The organism is Paraburkholderia sp. BL6665CI2N2 (genome assembly GCF_004366535.1).
In the GTDB taxonomy this organism is placed as follows: domain Bacteria; phylum Pseudomonadota; class Gammaproteobacteria; order Burkholderiales; family Burkholderiaceae; genus Paraburkholderia.
In genome coordinates this window covers 8,291,503-8,306,937 of sequence record NZ_SORC01000001.1, presented here as the reverse complement: position 1 = coordinate 8,306,937, position 15,435 = coordinate 8,291,503, and the positions used below count along the sequence as shown (strand labels likewise).

General features: G+C 60.3%; 16 protein-coding genes. 9 read left to right on the top strand and 7 right to left on the bottom strand.

What is annotated here, in order from left to right; genetic code table 11:
- Window positions 1-72 precede the first annotated feature (72 nt).
- The gene (locus tag B0G81_RS37305) at window positions 73-462 is read left to right on the top strand and encodes a thioredoxin family protein (protein ID WP_134142850.1); all 390 of its coding nucleotides are present in this window, start codon (window positions 73-75) and stop codon (window positions 460-462) included.
- Window positions 462-1,190: a cytochrome c biogenesis CcdA family protein gene (locus tag B0G81_RS37300; protein WP_134142845.1), complete on the top strand. Its 729-nt coding sequence runs from the start codon at window positions 462-464 to the stop codon at window positions 1,188-1,190. The genes B0G81_RS37305 and B0G81_RS37300 overlap by 1 nt, the downstream gene beginning before the upstream one ends.
- Before the next feature lie 85 nt (window positions 1,191-1,275).
- On the opposite strand, the gene B0G81_RS37295 is transcribed toward B0G81_RS37300, so the two are convergent.
- The 3 genes from B0G81_RS37295 to B0G81_RS37285 all read right to left on the bottom strand — a co-directional run bounded on the left by B0G81_RS37295 (window position 1,276) and on the right by B0G81_RS37285 (window position 5,282).
- Complete coding sequence (locus B0G81_RS37295) at window positions 1,276-2,151, bottom strand: HD-GYP domain-containing protein (protein ID WP_279590541.1); 876 nt, start codon at window positions 2,149-2,151, stop codon at window positions 1,276-1,278.
- 258 nt (window positions 2,152-2,409) lie between these two features.
- On the bottom strand, window positions 2,410-4,557 hold the full coding sequence (locus tag B0G81_RS37290; RefSeq protein WP_134142839.1) for a protein-disulfide reductase DsbD domain-containing protein: 2,148 nt from the start codon (window positions 4,555-4,557) through the stop codon (window positions 2,410-2,412).
- A gap of 32 nt (window positions 4,558-4,589) precedes the next feature.
- Window positions 4,590-5,282 (bottom strand): DUF1223 domain-containing protein, encoded by a 693-nt coding sequence (locus B0G81_RS37285; RefSeq protein ID WP_134142834.1) that lies wholly within the window; start codon window positions 5,280-5,282, stop codon window positions 4,590-4,592.
- 537 nt (window positions 5,283-5,819) lie between these two features.
- Between B0G81_RS37285 and B0G81_RS37280 the strand changes: the two genes are divergently transcribed.
- The 5 genes from B0G81_RS37280 (at window position 5,820) to B0G81_RS37260 (ending at window position 9,505) form a co-directional block, all read left to right on the top strand.
- Entirely contained in the window at window positions 5,820-6,500 is a 681-nt protein-coding gene (locus B0G81_RS37280; protein ID WP_134142829.1) for a peroxiredoxin-like family protein, read from the top strand.
- Window positions 6,501-6,598: 98 nt separating this feature from the next.
- On the top strand, window positions 6,599-7,171 hold the full coding sequence (locus tag B0G81_RS37275; RefSeq protein WP_106279693.1) for a sigma-70 family RNA polymerase sigma factor: 573 nt from the start codon (window positions 6,599-6,601) through the stop codon (window positions 7,169-7,171).
- A complete protein-coding gene (locus tag B0G81_RS37270) occupies window positions 7,168-7,809 on the top strand; it encodes a DUF1109 domain-containing protein (protein WP_106279695.1) in 642 nt (213 codons plus the stop codon). The genes B0G81_RS37275 and B0G81_RS37270 overlap by 4 nt, the downstream gene beginning before the upstream one ends.
- Window positions 7,810-8,058: 249 nt before the next feature.
- Window positions 8,059-8,307 (top strand): DUF4148 domain-containing protein, encoded by a 249-nt coding sequence (locus B0G81_RS37265; RefSeq protein WP_134142823.1) that lies wholly within the window; start codon window positions 8,059-8,061, stop codon window positions 8,305-8,307.
- 313 nt (window positions 8,308-8,620) lie between these two features.
- Entirely contained in the window at window positions 8,621-9,505 is an 885-nt protein-coding gene (locus B0G81_RS37260; RefSeq protein WP_134142819.1) for a patatin-like phospholipase family protein, read from the top strand.
- Window positions 9,506-9,803: 298 nt separating this feature from the next.
- Here the strand turns inward: B0G81_RS37260 and B0G81_RS37255 are convergent, their stop codons facing one another.
- The 3 genes from B0G81_RS37255 to B0G81_RS37245 all read right to left on the bottom strand — a co-directional run bounded on the left by B0G81_RS37255 (window position 9,804) and on the right by B0G81_RS37245 (window position 11,137).
- On the bottom strand, window positions 9,804-10,307 hold the full coding sequence (locus tag B0G81_RS37255; RefSeq protein ID WP_134142813.1) for a DoxX family protein: 504 nt from the start codon (window positions 10,305-10,307) through the stop codon (window positions 9,804-9,806).
- 202 nt (window positions 10,308-10,509) lie between these two features.
- Window positions 10,510-10,779: a DUF692 family multinuclear iron-containing protein gene (locus B0G81_RS44930; RefSeq protein ID WP_243856814.1), complete on the bottom strand. Its 270-nt coding sequence runs from the start codon at window positions 10,777-10,779 to the stop codon at window positions 10,510-10,512.
- A 46-nt stretch (window positions 10,780-10,825) separates the two neighbouring features.
- Window positions 10,826-11,137 carry a DUF2282 domain-containing protein gene (locus B0G81_RS37245; protein ID WP_012427019.1) on the bottom strand — a complete coding sequence of 104 codons (312 nt, stop codon included), beginning with the start codon at window positions 11,135-11,137 and terminating at the stop codon, window positions 10,826-10,828.
- A gap of 619 nt (window positions 11,138-11,756) precedes the next feature.
- Here B0G81_RS37245 and B0G81_RS37240 point away from each other — a divergent pair.
- Complete coding sequence (locus tag B0G81_RS37240; RefSeq protein WP_134142811.1) at window positions 11,757-13,847, top strand: NAD(P)/FAD-dependent oxidoreductase; 2,091 nt, start codon at window positions 11,757-11,759, stop codon at window positions 13,845-13,847.
- A gap of 188 nt (window positions 13,848-14,035) precedes the next feature.
- Here the strand turns inward: B0G81_RS37240 and B0G81_RS37235 are convergent, their stop codons facing one another.
- Entirely contained in the window at window positions 14,036-14,626 is a 591-nt protein-coding gene (locus tag B0G81_RS37235) for a TetR/AcrR family transcriptional regulator (RefSeq protein WP_134142807.1), read from the bottom strand.
- 153 nt (window positions 14,627-14,779) lie between these two features.
- Between B0G81_RS37235 and B0G81_RS37230 the strand changes: the two genes are divergently transcribed.
- Window positions 14,780-15,433, top strand: coding sequence for a peroxiredoxin-like family protein (locus B0G81_RS37230; RefSeq protein ID WP_134142805.1), 654 nt, complete (start codon window positions 14,780-14,782; stop codon window positions 15,431-15,433).
- Window positions 15,434-15,435: the final 2 nt, after the last annotated feature.

Here is a 15,435-nt window from a genome sequence, read left to right as displayed (position 1 = left end):
GTTGCCGAATATCCGAACTAGGATTGAGGTATCGACTGTTCCCCTCCATCCCAACCGCCAAAGGGTCTAATCATGAACCGGATGCGATTTGTTAAACACATCGTGGGCGCAGCGTTGCTGGCTGCGTCAGCCACTGCATTCGCGGGTGAAGTGCCATTTACTCAGGCAAGCTTCGATCAGACCGTCTCATCGGGCCGGCCGGCGGTTGTATATCTGCATGCGAGCTGGTGTCCAACCTGCCGGGTTCAAAAGCCGATCGTCGACCGTCTGTCTGCCGACCCCAAGCTGAAGCAGGTGACGATTTTCATAGCGGACTACGATGCGGAAACGAAACTGAAAAGGGAACTAAAGGTAACCCAGCAGTCGACCTTCGTTGTCTTCAGGAACGGCCACGAAGTGGCGCGTTCGACGGGGCAGACCCAGGAGGCCGCAATCCGGACCGTGTTTGAACAGGCTCTGTAATGCAATTCACTGCCGCAACGTACGGGTTAAGTCTCGTCGCCGGATCTGCATCAGCGCTGTCTCCCTGTGTCCTTCCGCTACTGCCGATACTCGCGACGTCGGCGTTGGCGAAACATCGATTCGGCGTCATCGCGCTGGCAGCTGGCCTGGCCATGTCGTTTGCGGGTGTCGGCCTGTTTCTCGCCACCTTGGGGGCGTCAGCGGCACTGGACCCCGAAGTCCTTCGACGCGGGGCTGCGAGCCTGATGGTATTTTTCGGCCTTGTCATGTTATCGGGCGCCCTTCAAAGGGCTTTTTCCCGGCTCAGTTCCGTCATCGGTGCGAAGGGCCAGCAGGCGCTTGACGATGTGAAAGGAAACGGACTGTTTGGGCAGTTGATGGTCGGGCTGCTGCTGGGGTTCGTCTGGACCCCCTGCGTCGGGCCAACGTTAGGTGCGGCAACGTCGCTAGCGGCACAAGGTCAGGACCTCGGCCATATCGCCATCGTGATGGCGCTGTTCGGTTTGGGAGCGGCATTGCCGCTCGTTTTGCTCGGAACGATCTCGAGGGTTTCGCTCATGAAGGTGCGAGGCACGGTTGCGGCGTGGGGTAAGGCGGCCCGCTGGACGCTCGGTGCCCTTTTCGTAGCCATGGGGACGATCGTCATAACTGGCGTCGACCGTCAGTTGGAAACCTTTCTCCTGTCCGTCAGTCCAGCATGGCTCACCGCTCTGACAACATCGATATGAGAATGCGTCTGCGGCACCGGGGCGTAGGGAATTGCTGTAAAGAGTCAGCAACTCTGCCTTCGCATGACTCACCAGGCAAGCGCTGTCACGGCAAGCTGTGTAGCTGACCCGTCACGCGCGCAATGAGCGCCAGGTCCGGCGAGGGAGCCAGGTCGGCGGCACTCGCCTTGTTGCCCGTCGGCAGCATGGCGGAGAGCACACCTTTGAACCGGTAGCCTGCTGTGCATGCCGGACAATATACTTCGGCATCCTCAAGTGTATCTGATCTGACGACAACAGTTGGACCGCATGTCTGGCAATGCTGGAGTGGTATTCCTTCATCGCTATGGCCTGCGATGTGGTACAGGTTGACGCTCCCACCCAGTTCCAGAAACATTTCTCCATATTCGCAATTGAACTGCGTGCCGAGATTATCGCGTACGACAGCAAAGGCATCGTCTATCGGCATCGCCTTACGGTACGGGCGTGTGCTGGTCATGGCGTCAAAGGCGTCGCAGATGCCGATGATTGCAGCCATGGGGGTGATCTCATCGCCAGCGATACCTAACGGATAACCTTTGCCGTCGGGTCGCTCGTGATGGGCGTAGACCGCGTCCGCAATGCGTTCACCGAAAGGGTGCTTCGCAAGCAATCGTTTGCCGACTTCAGGGTGCGTTTTGATGACGGCATACTCCGCATCGGTCAGACGCTCCGTTTTGAGCAAGACCGAATCGGGAATGGCGATTTTGCCCAGATCATGCAGAAATCCACCCACCGAGACGTTCGCCGCATCGCGATCCGAAAGACCCATTCGTCGTGCCAGTAGACCTGCGTAACGGGAGACTCGCCACAAATGGCCGCCGGTGTAGGGGTCGCGGGCCTCTACCACCCACGCGAGGGCGAGCAGACTATCAAGAAGCGCTCGATCCGCACTATGTGCCGGTTGTGCCTGGCCGAACAGACGTGAAGCGAGGCTGAGCATCTTTTTTGGAGTCATGGCCGCAGTGGAAGTATTTCTCAGGGATATTCGGGCAAACGGGAAGCCGCTACAAACGATGGATTGTCCATTTTGTTTTATGCGGCCGACGCGTCGTGCCGGTTCGACGTTGCCCTTTAAATTCGTCCAACACGTGCTTCAGGTTACACAAACAAGGTTATTTATTTGCGATGGCGGTGCGGGTTCCAACTGGCGTACTGACTTGCCGTAAGTTTGGAAGGCTTCTGAAGAAGTTGCACTAACTCAACCGGCGGATGAATGGCTCTTCGCCGTTTGCGGGAGGGTGGCGTTGTCGAGCGCACGGAAGAGCGTCGAAGTTTGCAAGAGCTCCGGCAGCAGTTGCCCTTGTGGCATGCGAGGCCCATATACGACGTCGAGCGGAATGCCGAAACGACCGAAACCCTGAATGTAGGCGAGCACGCCGGGGTTATACCGGCTCCAGTCGGCCCGCATGCGCACGATATTGTCCTGTCTGAGCCGAGTGCGCACGGCAGCCGTGTCGAGAACGGACAGCTCGTTGACCTTGCAGGTGAGACACCAGCTTGCCGTTACGTCGACGAGCACGGTCTTGCCGCTGGCGACCAGTGTGCTGATTGCACTTGGATCGAACGCTTGCCATTCGGACGGTGGAACGCTTCGGTCTCCTGCGCCGGAAGGGGTGAGCGAGGCAATGGCAATAGCGCAACACGCAAGGAGCGCAGTCGTTGCGCCTGACCATCGGTTGGTCCGCGGGCGGCCCAATCTGGTAACGACGGCCCGCACGGCAAGCATGGCAACCAGCACGATACTGACGAGTGACGCGACTGCCATACCCGCGATATTCCACAACGACGCGATCATCCAGAGCGAAGTCGTCAGCAGCAGTAGGCCCATGATTCTGCGCAACTGGATCATCCACTGGCCGGGGCGCGGAAGCCGCGTCGCGAGCGAAGGCGCGAGCGCCAACGTCAGGAACGGGAGTGCCATTCCTACCCCAAGTGCTAGAAGCACCGCCGTAATCTCGATCGGGCTGCGTGCCAACGCAAAGCCGACCACAGTGCCGACGAGGGGAGCCGAGCACGGTGTTGCAAGAAGCGTGGAAAGCATCCCGCCGACGAATGCCTCGACAAGCGGCCCCCGATTGGTCGCATCGCCCGCACCGCCAGAAAGAAATGACGGAAGACCGATCGGGAGCCAGTCGAAAAAACTTGCCGCGAACAGGGTTGTGACGACCGCCATGCTGGCGAGGAACCATGGTTGCTGAAACTGTATGCCCCAACCCAGTGACGCCCCCGCGAGTTTGAGCACTGACAGCACGGCTGCAAGCAATCCAAACGACGCGACAATTCCCAGTGCCGTCGCGAGAGCCATCTGCCTTGCCGTTCGGCGTTCGGTGCCTGCGGCTTTCGCCACCGAGAAAACCTTGATTGAAAGAACGGGTAACACGCACGGCATGAAGTTCAGAATCAGGCCGCCAAGGAGTGCGAGGGCCAGAATGACGACGATGCCGTGATCGTCGTCTGCCGTGGAGACGACCGGTGCGGGCATGAACTCGGCCGCTCTGGACCCGTCCACCACGGTCAGGCGCAACGGGTCTTTCGCTGCACCGGCAGGTGGCAGTTCGACTTCCAGTGCGGCCCGGTGCCCGTGGTTTGAAAGGTGTACCTGCGGCGCTGCGGGGAGGCCGGCCTCGGCTCCTTCGACGAACAGGTCGGGCGACCGAAACGGGATGCCCTCGCTAAGTAGTTCGACTTTCAGGCGCCGGCCCGAGGAGGTTCGCTCCAGTGTGCTATGCACCACGTCGACTCCAGCCTCGCTGGGTGTCCGCGGCACCCTTTGCACCGCTGCCGCGATATCTGCCGCTTCGCTTGATGGTCCGTCCGTGCCCGGCGGCAAGGTGAGCGTCAGCTCCGCATGTTCGGGCACACAGACGTTCGCGCAGCTCGCGTAGTCGAGCGCCAGCGCAATGCGGGTGGCCTCGTGCGGATGGTCGAGCTTAAGGCTCACCGGCAGAATGAAATCTCCCGTATAGACACTGTTTTGCAGACCTGAAATAACAAGGCGGGAGGGCGCTGGCCAGGACACGTATGCTGACGCGACATTCCTGGACCGGGACCAGTCGAAAATCGGCGCAATGCCGGTGTCGCCGGGTGAGCGCCAGTAACCATGCCACCCGTCCGGATACCGGAACTCGACACCTATCTGCAAGGTATTGCCCGGTACGCCGTTGGTTGCTGTGATGAGGCGTACACGGGCGCGCTGATCGCCAGTCCAGTTCGAGGACGCCGCACGAGCCGCAAACGATGGAGCGAGAACAAGCGTTGCGACCAGGACAAGGAAGGCGCCAATGCGAGTAAATCGGGGCATCGCCTGCTCCTCATCGAAAAGCGGGTAGGTACGTCGGGTTTTCACGAGCCGTCCCTCCGGGACGCAGCGAAGCCACTTCAAGGCTCATCTGTCACGCGGGCCGCACCGACAATACGTCCGTCTGGTGCTTCGAGCAGGATTGCGGTCTTCTCACCCGCGGGTATCTGCGGTGCGAACATCACCGGTTTGCCCGTCCATTGGCCAATCGGTTGAAACGAACGAACGATGTTCGACTCTTTCAGCGTCCGCCCGCCGTTTTCACCGCGCCCGACTGAGGTCACATGCTGCAAGTCATAACCCACCAGAATCACCCGCGCGCTTCCGGAGCCGGCACCGACTGAAACAGTGATGACGTTGCCCTTGCGCAACGCCGATACCGGCGTGGCCGTTGCATGGGCGTCTTTAGCCTTCTGTATCGCGGCCTCGCCGGTTGAGCGGTCCGAACCCACAAAGCCGATTGTTCCGTCGACGACCATCTCAGGGGTGTAGGAGCCATCGCCGAAGCGTCGAGCGTATTCAGCCTGACGTTGGGTGGCGATATCAAGGGAAAACGGGTCCTTCCACCCCAGACCGTTCCAGTAGGTGACGTGGAAAGCCAAAGGGAGAATGTCGCTTCGCTGTTGACTTAACTCCGACAGGTAGGCGTCGGCTGGCGGACAGGAAGAACATCCTTCGGACGTAAACAGTTCGACAACCACGGGTCGGGGTGTTGCCGCGATGACGGGGAGGGCCACAAGCAGTGAAATGAAACCAAGCAGACGGGATAGCATGAGTCGACTCCTGGTGAGAATCATTGATGCATGGGTCGCGGTGGAGCAGGTGATATGACAGCACGAATAGCGTCATCCACATCTCCAGCTGTATCGTTGAAATGAAAGCGTGAGCAGGATGCATCACCCTGTCTCGCAGCGCTCGCTGACGCTGTCCCTATGCTAGTTCGATGCGGACCTCGATCGGGTTACACCTTCCTGAAACAAACGTTCAGTCAGGTTGCCTAATTGTGGCAATGGCGGAGGTGTAGTTCTGGCCCGGCTGCCACGTGCTCAACCTCGCGAGCGTCAATCCTCTCGCCAAGGCGTGCACGTCAGCCTGACGCCAATGATCCGAAAGGCACTGCAAATCCGGCCCTATCCCGAATTATCTGGCGTTATCGGAAAAAAACGGGAAGGCGGAAAAATTCAGGTGCATCTTGTGTCATCTTTCGCGCCGAGTCCCGACTGTAGGAGGGAGGGTAAGTGTCCGTTTCGCCGATTGACGTACCCAGTTAAGTCGAGCGGTGGGCGGACGTCGAATCGGAGAACCGTGTCATGTCATTGCAGAAACGTCTCGATGCCTTCAAGGCGATATTCGAGTCCGGGCGACCTCCTTTCAACACGCATCGTTCGGTCGTCGATACGCTCCAGCGGGCGACCGACGAGCTCATCGAATCTGGCCTGGCAGAGCGAGCGAAAAGGGTCGGCGACGTGGCACCGCGTTTCGTCCTGAAGGACCCGGACCACCGGCCGGTCAGTGCGGGCAAGCTGATTGCCGATGGCCCGTTGGTGCTGACGTTCTATCGCGGCGTATGGAGCCCATACTGCAATCTGGATCTTCAGGCGCTGCAAGCGGCACTTCCCGATATCGTCGCGCGTGGCGCGATCCTGATGGCGATTTCGCCGCAAAACGGGGTCAATAGTCGCGTGACGATCCGTGAGAACCGTCTCAGTTTCCCAATACTCGGAGACCCACGCGGTGAGCTTTCGGCAGACTATGGGCTGCGCGTCGCGTTGCCGGACTATCTCGTCGAGTTGTACCTGACCATGTTCGGGGTCGACCTGTCGTCGTTCAACGACGACCCCTCGTGGACGCTGCCGATGCCGGCGAGGTTCGTCATCGACAGGAACGGCATCATCGCCTACGCCGAGGTGAGCCCGGACTGCACGAGACGTCCAGACCCCGCCGAGCTGCTTCCGGTTCTCGACAGACTTGCAGCTGGCGGCCGGACGTGAGAAGTTCTCACCACATATCCAGAAGAAAACTTCTGTCCGTGAACCGCGTACATGTTTTCACAAGGCTTATTTCGCGCGAACTGTAACCAGAACCCGCCATGAACCGAACTACTGAAAATGGACCGGCGCGTCCCGTCGAAGAGCGACTGAAGGCTCTGTTCATACGTGGCCTGGACGGGGATGCGGCGGCTTATCATGCATTTCTCGGCGACCTGACCGGACATCTGCGCGGGTTCCTGAGGAAGCGTCTCTTCTATCTGCAAGACGATATCGAGGACCTGGTTCAGGAGATTTTGATGGCAGTGCATAATGGGCGCCATACCTACCGTCCAGACCAGCCGTTGACGGCCTGGGTGCATGCCATCGCGCGCTACAAGCTGGCGGACTTTTTCCGCGCGCGATCGCGCCGGGAAGCTTTGCACATGCCGCTGGACGACGAGCTCGAGATATTCGCCACCTGCGATGTCGAACCGGCGGAGGCGCGGCGTGATCTGGGCAAGCTGCTCGAACAATTGCCCGATCGACAGCGCCTGCCGATTCTGCACGTAAAGCTGGAGGGGCTGTCGGTGACAGAAACCGCAAAGCTCACCGGCCTGTCGGAGTCGGCGGTCAAGGTTGGCGTGCACCGCGGTTTGAAAGCATTGGCACTGAAGTTTCAAGGCGCATCATGAAGACAGAGGATCTTGTTTCACTGCTGGCCGCGGGGGTGCCCGCTGTCGATCGGAACGTGTCGGCAAAGCGATTCAGCTGGGCGATGGTGTGCGGTGGTGCCGGTTCCACGGCGCTCATGGCAATCGCTTTTGGCGTTCGCCCCGATATCGACGCGGTAATAAAGACGCCGCTGTTCTGGATCAAGCTGGCGCTGCCGCTGTGCCTCACACTTGCCGCGTTACTGGTGACGGCGAGACTGTCCAGGCCAGGAATGGCGGTAGGGCGCGCGTGGGCTGCGCTTGCTGCGCCCGCGCTCGCGGTCTGGATTGCGACGCTCATCCTGTTGTGGTTAACCCCTCCCGACGCGCGCTTGCCCCTGGTAATGGGCAATACCTGGCGCGTGTGCCCGCGCAATATCGCGTTGCTTTCAGTGCCCGTGTTCATCACGGTGTTCTGGGCGATGCGCGGTCTGGCGCCCACCCGTCCCAGGCTGGCCGGCGCCGCCGGCGGCCTGCTGGCGGGAGCGACTGCTGCCGTTGCTTACTGCTTCCACTGTCCCGAGATGGGCGTGCCATTCTGGGCCGTCTGGTATCTCCTCGGCATGCTGATCCCCACGCTTGCCGGCGTGGCGCTGGGGCCCCGGTTGCTGAACTGGTGAGTCGGACCGTTGGAAGGTCAAACTGTGTTCAGTCCGCGCTGCGCAGAGGTGCGTGATGCCGGCGTGTAACTGATCCCCAACCTTATTTCTTGTGTGGTCTGTAACCCCTCCGGGTAAATAGGCGAAATATCTTATGAAGTGCAGGAATAAGCCTGCGCTTGAGCCACCGGCGTCAGACACTCCGGACTATCCGGAGCGCCAGTACGGGTTGGAATTTGGACAGGTCGACCCATCCCCTTTGGGAGAGTAATGATGAAAGTGAACAAGTTGGTGATGGTCATTGCCGTGGCATCTGTCGGCATCTCGGCGCTGGCGAGCGCGCAGTCTTTACAGCCCCTTGACGCAAACTCAATGGCGGCAGGATCGAATCAAGGTCCGAAGACTCGCGAGCAAGTGCGTGAGGAACTGATCCACGCCCGCATGAGCGGTACCATTCCGCGTTTCGGCAATCCCGATCCCTATGGGCCTGGAGGCACACCGAATTTCACCCGGCACTAAACGAAGGGCAGGGAGTAGCAAGGCAAACCGATCGTCTTGGTTTAATGCGTTCGCGGTAGTAATACGGACACGAAAGCTCCGGACGCCAGGCGCGGCGTAGTACGAATAAATCAGATCCACCCGGAATAGATCATGTACGGTATATAGCTATCCTAAGTGTATTGGCGAAAACATGAAATTCCGGTAAGCGGACGTCAGGCAGCAGGCTCGATCCGGGCGACGCAGTCCCGATCGGGCCACCCATCATTTGGCGCGAATTCGCTCGGTGGGCCATGAAGAACGGATCCGGTATGACACGGCAACGGAGGCAGACATGTCCACTTATCCGAATTTGTCCGCTCCGCCCAGCTTGACCGCTTTTGTGTTCGCAGGCGGCGGCAGCCTCGGCGCGATCGAAGTTGGCATGCTGCGCGAGTTGCTCGATCATGGTGTGCTTCCGGGTTGCGTGATTGGCGCATCCGCTGGTGCGATCAATGCGGCGTATTTTGCTGGCCGGCCCGACAGCGATGGCGTCGCCATGCTTGAATTACTGTGGTGTCGGATCAGGCGGCGGGACATCATGCCGCTCTCCATGTTTGGATTGCTCGAGATGATGCTGCGACGCCGCTCCCACCTTGTCGACGCCACACCACTGCGCATGCTGCTGGAAAAGAATTTGTCGTTTGCCCGGGTAGAGCATGCGGCCATACCGCTTCACATCGTTGCGACGGACATGCAGAGCGGCAAAGAAATTATCCTTTCATCCGGCCCGCTGGTGGATGCCATTCTCGCGAGCGCTGCAATTCCCGGTGTGTTTCCGCCCGTGCGAATTGGCGGGTTGGATCTGGTCGATGGCGGCGTGGCCAACAATACGCCGATCTCCGTGGCGATCTCACTCGGTGCGACACGCATCATCGTGCTTCCGGCCGGATTTGCCTGCGCGCTGCACAAGCCGCCCGGTAACGCAATCGCGCAGGCTACACACGCGCTGACACTTCTCATTGCGCGTCAGCTTGTGCGCGATCTGGAATCCTACTCTTTCCGCGCGGAGATTTTTGTTGTTCCACCACTGTGTCCGCTCGATGTCTCGCCTTACGATTACACGCAGTGCGACCGCCTGATTGAGCGTGCAGCCGCGAAGACGCGTGCATGGTTGAACGAAGGGGGTCTTGAGCGCGCGTTCATCCCTGGTGAGCTGCGTGACCACGCGCATGCTTGAGTAGAGCGAGCGGAATTGCTAAACATCCGTGGCATCGTTGCCGTGATTCCGTCGCCCTCTCGCGCAGTCGTGCATCGTCATGAAAGCGCCAGACTCCATAACCGGACGGTGCGATACATCGAGGATAAAGGCAGCATTTATGCGTGCCGCAAAAATACGGCTGCGAACTGCGCGCCCAGCCTGAAGCTCAGATATCGCGCATCAAGCGATGCGTCGGCGCAAAAATGCCGACGCAGTAAACTGAAGCGGACGTTTTGGAATAACCCCGTCGCCTTCCCGGTCAGCTGTATTCAACGGCTCACGACCTGGGCGACCTGTCGCCAAGCAGATAGTCAATCGATATCAGACCCGGCCCCCAGGCCGCAATTGCCAGTGCCATCGCCAACCAGGTTAGATGGATGGGCCAGCCGTCCGGTACAGTCAGCTCGACGATGCACGTCATAAATATCAGGCCGGCTGCGGCGAACCGGGTTCCGAAGCCAAGCACGAGCAGCACCGGGAAGATCACCTCGCCGCAGCCCGACAGAAACGCAAAAACAGCTGGGGCAGGAAACGGATACGGACCGCCTGGCAGGTGCAACTTGAACTCGTCCGTGAACAGGTCGATCGCCGTATCGTTCAGTTGAAGGAAGCCGTGCCATTTGAGAACACCCGATTTCCAGAACGGCACAGCCAGAGCAAGCCGCAGTACGAGTTGAACGAGCCACGGCTGCGCGAGCTGCTGGATCAGCCGCCTCGCCGTGCCAATCGCGGATATGACTACGTCCGGAAGCGGCAGTTTTACGTTCTGTAGGTTCGACATTTCTGTGAATCTCCATGTTGGACGACTGCAAACACGCCGGCTGGAATCATCCCTGCCCACGTTGGCGTGCAGATCGAGGGACGGGGCTTCCCGACACGCGGCCGTGCCCGCTTCGCCTGTCGATGCGCCGTTGAGAAGACTAATGAGGAAGGTCGCACAACGGCCGGACGGCGCGATACCATCACGTCCTGCACCGGTCGCGTCACGAGTGCATCTTCCGGGTCGCCGCCATTCGACATACGGACGCCGTGAATGCAGAGCGGAAATAGTGCTCACAGATTGCGGCAAGCGTCCGATGTGACCGTCCGCCGACGCTCATATGGTTTTCCGCATGAACCTCGAAGAATCCGTTGCTCAGTCCGTCCGCGAGGATCGCAGACAGGTGCTGATGCTTGAAACGGGTCCCGGCGAGCCCTTGGGCGCCAGGTGTCGCGCGAAGGGGGCGGTCTGTTTGGCTAACTGCCGTTGTCATCGTGGAATTGCCCATGGCCGCCCCGTTCCTCTTGCCGCTCGCCGAATCAGGACTTCAACGGAGTGAGCGAGCCGTGGCCGCCACCCGGCACTTGGATACTCGTGCAGGTGCCGCCCTGAACGAACTTCCACGAGTTACCCTGGAAGTCCATTGCGGATGTGCCCTGACACGTCGTGCCGGGACCGGCGGCGCAGTCGTTCTGCCCCTTCAGGGCAACGCCGTAGCACTTCTCCTTGTGTGCTGCGACGGCAGCGGCTCCTTCGGCCGGCGTAAGCGGTGCTGCGTGGGCGACTGATGCAAGCAGGCTCGCGACAACGCCGGCGAGCAGGGTGGAACTGACCGTGATCTTTGTGGACATTGAATTTCTCCAGTAGTTGGGATGGAAGGTACCCGTGATGGATACGTGATCTAATTCGTGGGCTGTAGATGTCTGGTTACAGGGGATTCGCTTTTTTTGCTTTCGACCTGTTGGAGCGATGACGTCTGCCAGAAGCGCCGTGGCCAAACCGCTTGCAGTAGTTCGCTGCCGGTTGCCAGCCGGTTACAGCACACCGCCGTTTTTTATCGACGCTCGACGCGCTGAAGTGTTTCCGGTCGTCGGGGACGAACGGACCGCGTGAGTGCCGCCCGGGTTCGGGACAGATTGGACGACCTGAGTTTTGCATGATTATTTGGTATTGCTAAACGAACAGGACGATTACGCACATCGAATGTTTCCTCCAGCCTGGCATCTGAGCGGCGAAGAAGATTCTTCGACCGCCGTAACCGTGTGGCCGCCGGAGACGAACTATCAGTCGGATGTGGACGGTATGTCTCGGAGAGCCGTTGACGTCTTGCGGGCAGCCAGACACGGACAGGCGCTACGACTGACTTGCCGTCCTGAGCCAATACGTTACCCCATGCATCGGTGCGGCGGTCCGCTCTCTGTCCGCAGTGGAACTCCGAACCGTTCATGGATAGCTGGACGATCTATCCCTATGCTACGAAAGACCCTTAAATGTGCCCGCGGTTTCGGCCTCGCGCTGCGCCTGCTATGCATGCCCTGGTTGCTGTTGCTTGCCCGGATCTGGTTTGGGCAGGTCGTCCTCGTGCACCAGATCATGACGATGGCAGAAAGCCCTCACGGGGGTTTGTTTACCGGCGGCCTGCGCGTCCCGTCCGGGCTCGATGCGGCGCTGCACAGCGTAGTGCCGTTGCTGCTTACCTTGGGGCTGCTGACTCGTCCTGTTGCGCTGGTGCTGCTCATCGAGACAATCGCGGACAGTCACGGCGCGCTGGCGGCGGGCGCACAGGGAGCCAAACTCGCGCTCCTTTCATGGTTCATCGTAAGCGGGGCGGGGGCCATGTCGCTGGACAATCTTCTGGGGCGCGGTTTGTCGTGGATCCCATTTCGCCCAGTAAGGCTCACGCGTGGGCTTTACGTCTGGCTCGAACGTCACCTGGGCCCGCTTCTGCAGTTTGTCATACGTGTTGGGCTTGCCGCTTCACTCGTTAACTTTGTATTGCCATTCGGTTCGTGGTTGCAGGGAGGGATGTTGGGCGCCGCTGCGACATCTCTTGTCCATCCAGCGTGGTGTGCGGCGGCGCTCGCGCTGGCGCTGGTGCTTGGCTGTGCGACGCGGTTTGCCGCGCTGTTCATAGCGGTGATGGTGCCAGTGGCTGGTATCGCCATGTCGATGGACGATCGGCTGGCAGTCCTGCTTCTGCTTGCTGTGCTCGTGGCCGCGGGCGGTGGCATGTTCTCCCTCGATTGGCTGTTTGAGCGGTGGACGGGCAATGCGTCGCAGGAAGACGATTCCGCCCCGGAGGATCTGCCACATGTCGTCGTGGTCGGGGGCGGCTTTGGCGGCGTCGCAGCCGCGCAGGGATTGCGCAATGCGCGCTGTCGGGTCACGCTGATCGACCAGCGCAACCATCATCTGTTTCAGCCGCTACTCTACCAGGTGGCCACGGCCGCGCTGTCGCCGGCGGAGATCGCCACGCCGATCCGCAGCCTGTTCCGGCGTCAGCGCAACGTTCAGGTCAGGCTAGGGCAGGTGACGGGAGTGGATGCGGTCGCGCGAGAGGTACACATCGGCGTGTTACCCATAAAATTTGACTATCTGGTGCTGGCGACGGGCGCTCGTCACAGCTATTTTGGCAAGGACAGTTGGGCGCCTTTCGCACCGGGACTCAAGAGTATCGAAGATGCGACCGCCGTGCGCAGCCGCCTCCTGCGGGCGTTCGAGGAAGCCGAAAGCGCGGCCAGCGAGACCGAGCGTGCCGCGTGGCTGACTTTCGTGATCGTCGGCGGCGGTCCCACCGGCATCGAACTGGCGGGAGCCATCGCCGAACTGGCCCGGCACGGGATGGCCGAGGAATACCGCATGATCGATCCGGCCGTCGCTCGCGTTATCCTGTTGCAGTCGGGGCCGCGCATTCTGCCCACTTTCGCCGCTACGCTATCGGGCGCAGCAGAACGCTCACTGCGAGCGCTCGGGGTCGATGTCCGGCTCGACACCCGGGTACTGGGCGTGGACAGCGAGGGTGTCGACATTGGCGGGCAGCGCATCGCCGCCCGTACCGTTCTATGGGCGGCGGGCGTTGCCGCGTCGCCCGCGGCCCAATGGTTGAACCGGACCGCCGATCCGTCGGGGCGGCTTGCCGTGGCAGCCGACCTGTCCGTGCCTGACCTGCAACGGATCTATGCGATCGGCGACACGGCATCTTCTCTGGGATGGGGCGGAGCAGTTGTTCCTGGTCTCGCGCCGGCGGCCAAACAGCAGGGCCGATATGTGGCTGGCGTGATTGCGGCCAGTGTGGCGGGGCGGCGCCCGCCGCCGCCGTTTCGCTATCGGCACTTTGGCAGCCTGGCCACGATCGGGCGTCAGGCCGCCGTTGCCGAGATTGGCAAGCTTTGTGTATGGGGGGAGCCCGCGTGGTGGTTTTGGGGCGCAACTCATATCGCCTTTCTGGTCGGCGGACGGAACCGGGCCATCGTCATTCTTGATTGGCTCTGGGCGTATCTCACCTACCGGCGCAGCACGCGGCTCATTACAGGCGATGCGCGAGACGAAATGATGAATTAATGAAGCTCAATTCTTGGTCTGACACGTCTGTCGGACAGGCCTTACGTGTCCCTCTTGTCATGCCCTCAAGTTACCGGGTTTGACCCGAAGTTCCTGGCGCTGTCTAGTGACGGGCATTCAACGACATACACGGCAGAATAAAAAACGGTACGGGAGGCGCTCTACACCGAACTTCGGCGATCGCTAGTTCACCCGTTTGGGGGTTGCAACAAGGCAAGCGCTGGTGCAATCACCCCTTCCAGCAGCACTCTGTCGGAACGAACACGAGCCAGGACGCGAACGCCCATCAAAACGCCAAGAAGATGCCGAGCGAGGACGTCTGCCCGCTGTGAGTGCGCGATGGTTCCGTCGGACTGACCTGCCATGACGCAACCCAGAAAAAAATCCTCGATACGGACAAGAACGCCAGCGATGATTTTCTGAAATTCAGCGTCGTGTGGTGCCATCTCCATGGCCGAGTTCACGATCATGCAGCCCTTGTGCTGGCGGTCATTTAGCGAGCGGCGCACGATCTCTTCGAAAAACGCGTGGATCGCCTCAAGGGGAGGGAGCGCTTCACAGCGCTGTATGCGCCTTCCAATGCTTTCGTCCACGTAGCGATCAAGCGCTGCCTGGAAGAGCCCGCGCTTGTCTCCATACGCGTTGTAAAGGCTGGCTGCGGTGAGACCTGTCCTTTCGGTCAGGTCTTTCACCGACGTCGCCTCATACCCAAATCTCCAGAAGCACTGCATGGTCGCGTCCAGCACCGCCCCTTCGTCAAATTCCCTGGGTCTTGCCATCTCTGTCACCTGTCAAGTCATTGCACAGCGCGCTTGCCAGTTTCGCCGCGATGAGTGATTATAGAATGCACGTTCTAAAACGAAAAGGCGTGACGTTATGAGGCCTTGGGCACATCAGGCTTGCAGAATTGTCGCACGGAGGAGGAAAGCGTCATGAAATTGCAGGAGCAACTGGACAACTTCAGGGCCGAGTTTGCGCGTACCGCGCCGTCGGGGCGCGCCGCTCTTTACGAGGCCAGGATCGAGGAGCTGCGTGCCAGCTTTGTGCTCGACCACGCGGTCGGAGTCGGCGACGAAGCGCCAGACTTTTCACTGCTGGACGTACACGACAATCGTGTCTCGCTGTCCCTTCTGTTGCAGAGGGGGCCTGTCGTCGTTACGTTTTATCGCGGCGGATGGTGTCCATACTGCAATATCCAGTTGCGGGCTTATCAGGCAGTCCTTCCCGAGATGGCCACGCTGGGCGCCCGGCTGGTCGCAATCTCGCCACAACTCGCGCACGGCTCGCTGACCACTGTTCAGACAAACGCTCTAACCTTCGATGTCCTGAGCGACGTTAACAATTCCGTCGCACGCCGCTTCGGGCTTGCTTACGCGTTGCCCGCGGATCTGCGTGAGGCACTTCGCTCGAGCCAGAAGGCGCTGCCTGCGATCAACGGCGACGAGAGCTGGGAACTGCCGATACCGGCCACGTATGTGATTGCCCCGGATGGACGCGTTGCGCTCGCCAGTATCGAGGTCGATTACCGCAAGCGGCTCGAACCGGATGTGATCCTCGCCGCCCTCAAAGAGCTTCAACCGGCCTGAAC

Bases quoted from the DNA above. Each gene is read 5' to 3' on its own strand.
- B0G81_RS37305 (WP_134142850.1), top strand. From the start codon at position 73: ATGAACCGGATGCGATTTGTTAAACACATCGTGGGCGCAGCGTTGCTG.
- B0G81_RS37300 (WP_134142845.1), top strand. From the start codon at position 462: ATGCAATTCACTGCCGCAACGTACGGGTTAAGTCTCGTCGCCGGATCT.
- B0G81_RS37295 (WP_279590541.1), bottom strand. From the start codon at position 2,151: ATGCTCAGCCTCGCTTCACGTCTGTTCGGCCAGGCACAACCGGCACAT.
- B0G81_RS37285 (WP_134142834.1), bottom strand. From the start codon at position 5,282: ATGCTATCCCGTCTGCTTGGTTTCATTTCACTGCTTGTGGCCCTCCCC.
- B0G81_RS37280 (WP_134142829.1), top strand. From the start codon at position 5,820: ATGTCATTGCAGAAACGTCTCGATGCCTTCAAGGCGATATTCGAGTCC.
- B0G81_RS37275 (WP_106279693.1), top strand. From the start codon at position 6,599: ATGAACCGAACTACTGAAAATGGACCGGCGCGTCCCGTCGAAGAGCGA.
- B0G81_RS37270 (WP_106279695.1), top strand. From the start codon at position 7,168: ATGAAGACAGAGGATCTTGTTTCACTGCTGGCCGCGGGGGTGCCCGCT.
- B0G81_RS37265 (WP_134142823.1), top strand. From the start codon at position 8,059: ATGATGAAAGTGAACAAGTTGGTGATGGTCATTGCCGTGGCATCTGTC.
- B0G81_RS37260 (WP_134142819.1), top strand. From the start codon at position 8,621: ATGTCCACTTATCCGAATTTGTCCGCTCCGCCCAGCTTGACCGCTTTT.
- B0G81_RS37255 (WP_134142813.1), bottom strand. From the start codon at position 10,307: ATGTCGAACCTACAGAACGTAAAACTGCCGCTTCCGGACGTAGTCATA.
- B0G81_RS44930 (WP_243856814.1), bottom strand. From the start codon at position 10,779: ATGACAACGGCAGTTAGCCAAACAGACCGCCCCCTTCGCGCGACACCT.
- B0G81_RS37245 (WP_012427019.1), bottom strand. From the start codon at position 11,137: ATGTCCACAAAGATCACGGTCAGTTCCACCCTGCTCGCCGGCGTTGTC.
- B0G81_RS37240 (WP_134142811.1), top strand. From the start codon at position 11,757: ATGCTACGAAAGACCCTTAAATGTGCCCGCGGTTTCGGCCTCGCGCTG.
- B0G81_RS37235 (WP_134142807.1), bottom strand. From the start codon at position 14,626: ATGGCAAGACCCAGGGAATTTGACGAAGGGGCGGTGCTGGACGCGACC.
- B0G81_RS37230 (WP_134142805.1), top strand. From the start codon at position 14,780: ATGAAATTGCAGGAGCAACTGGACAACTTCAGGGCCGAGTTTGCGCGT.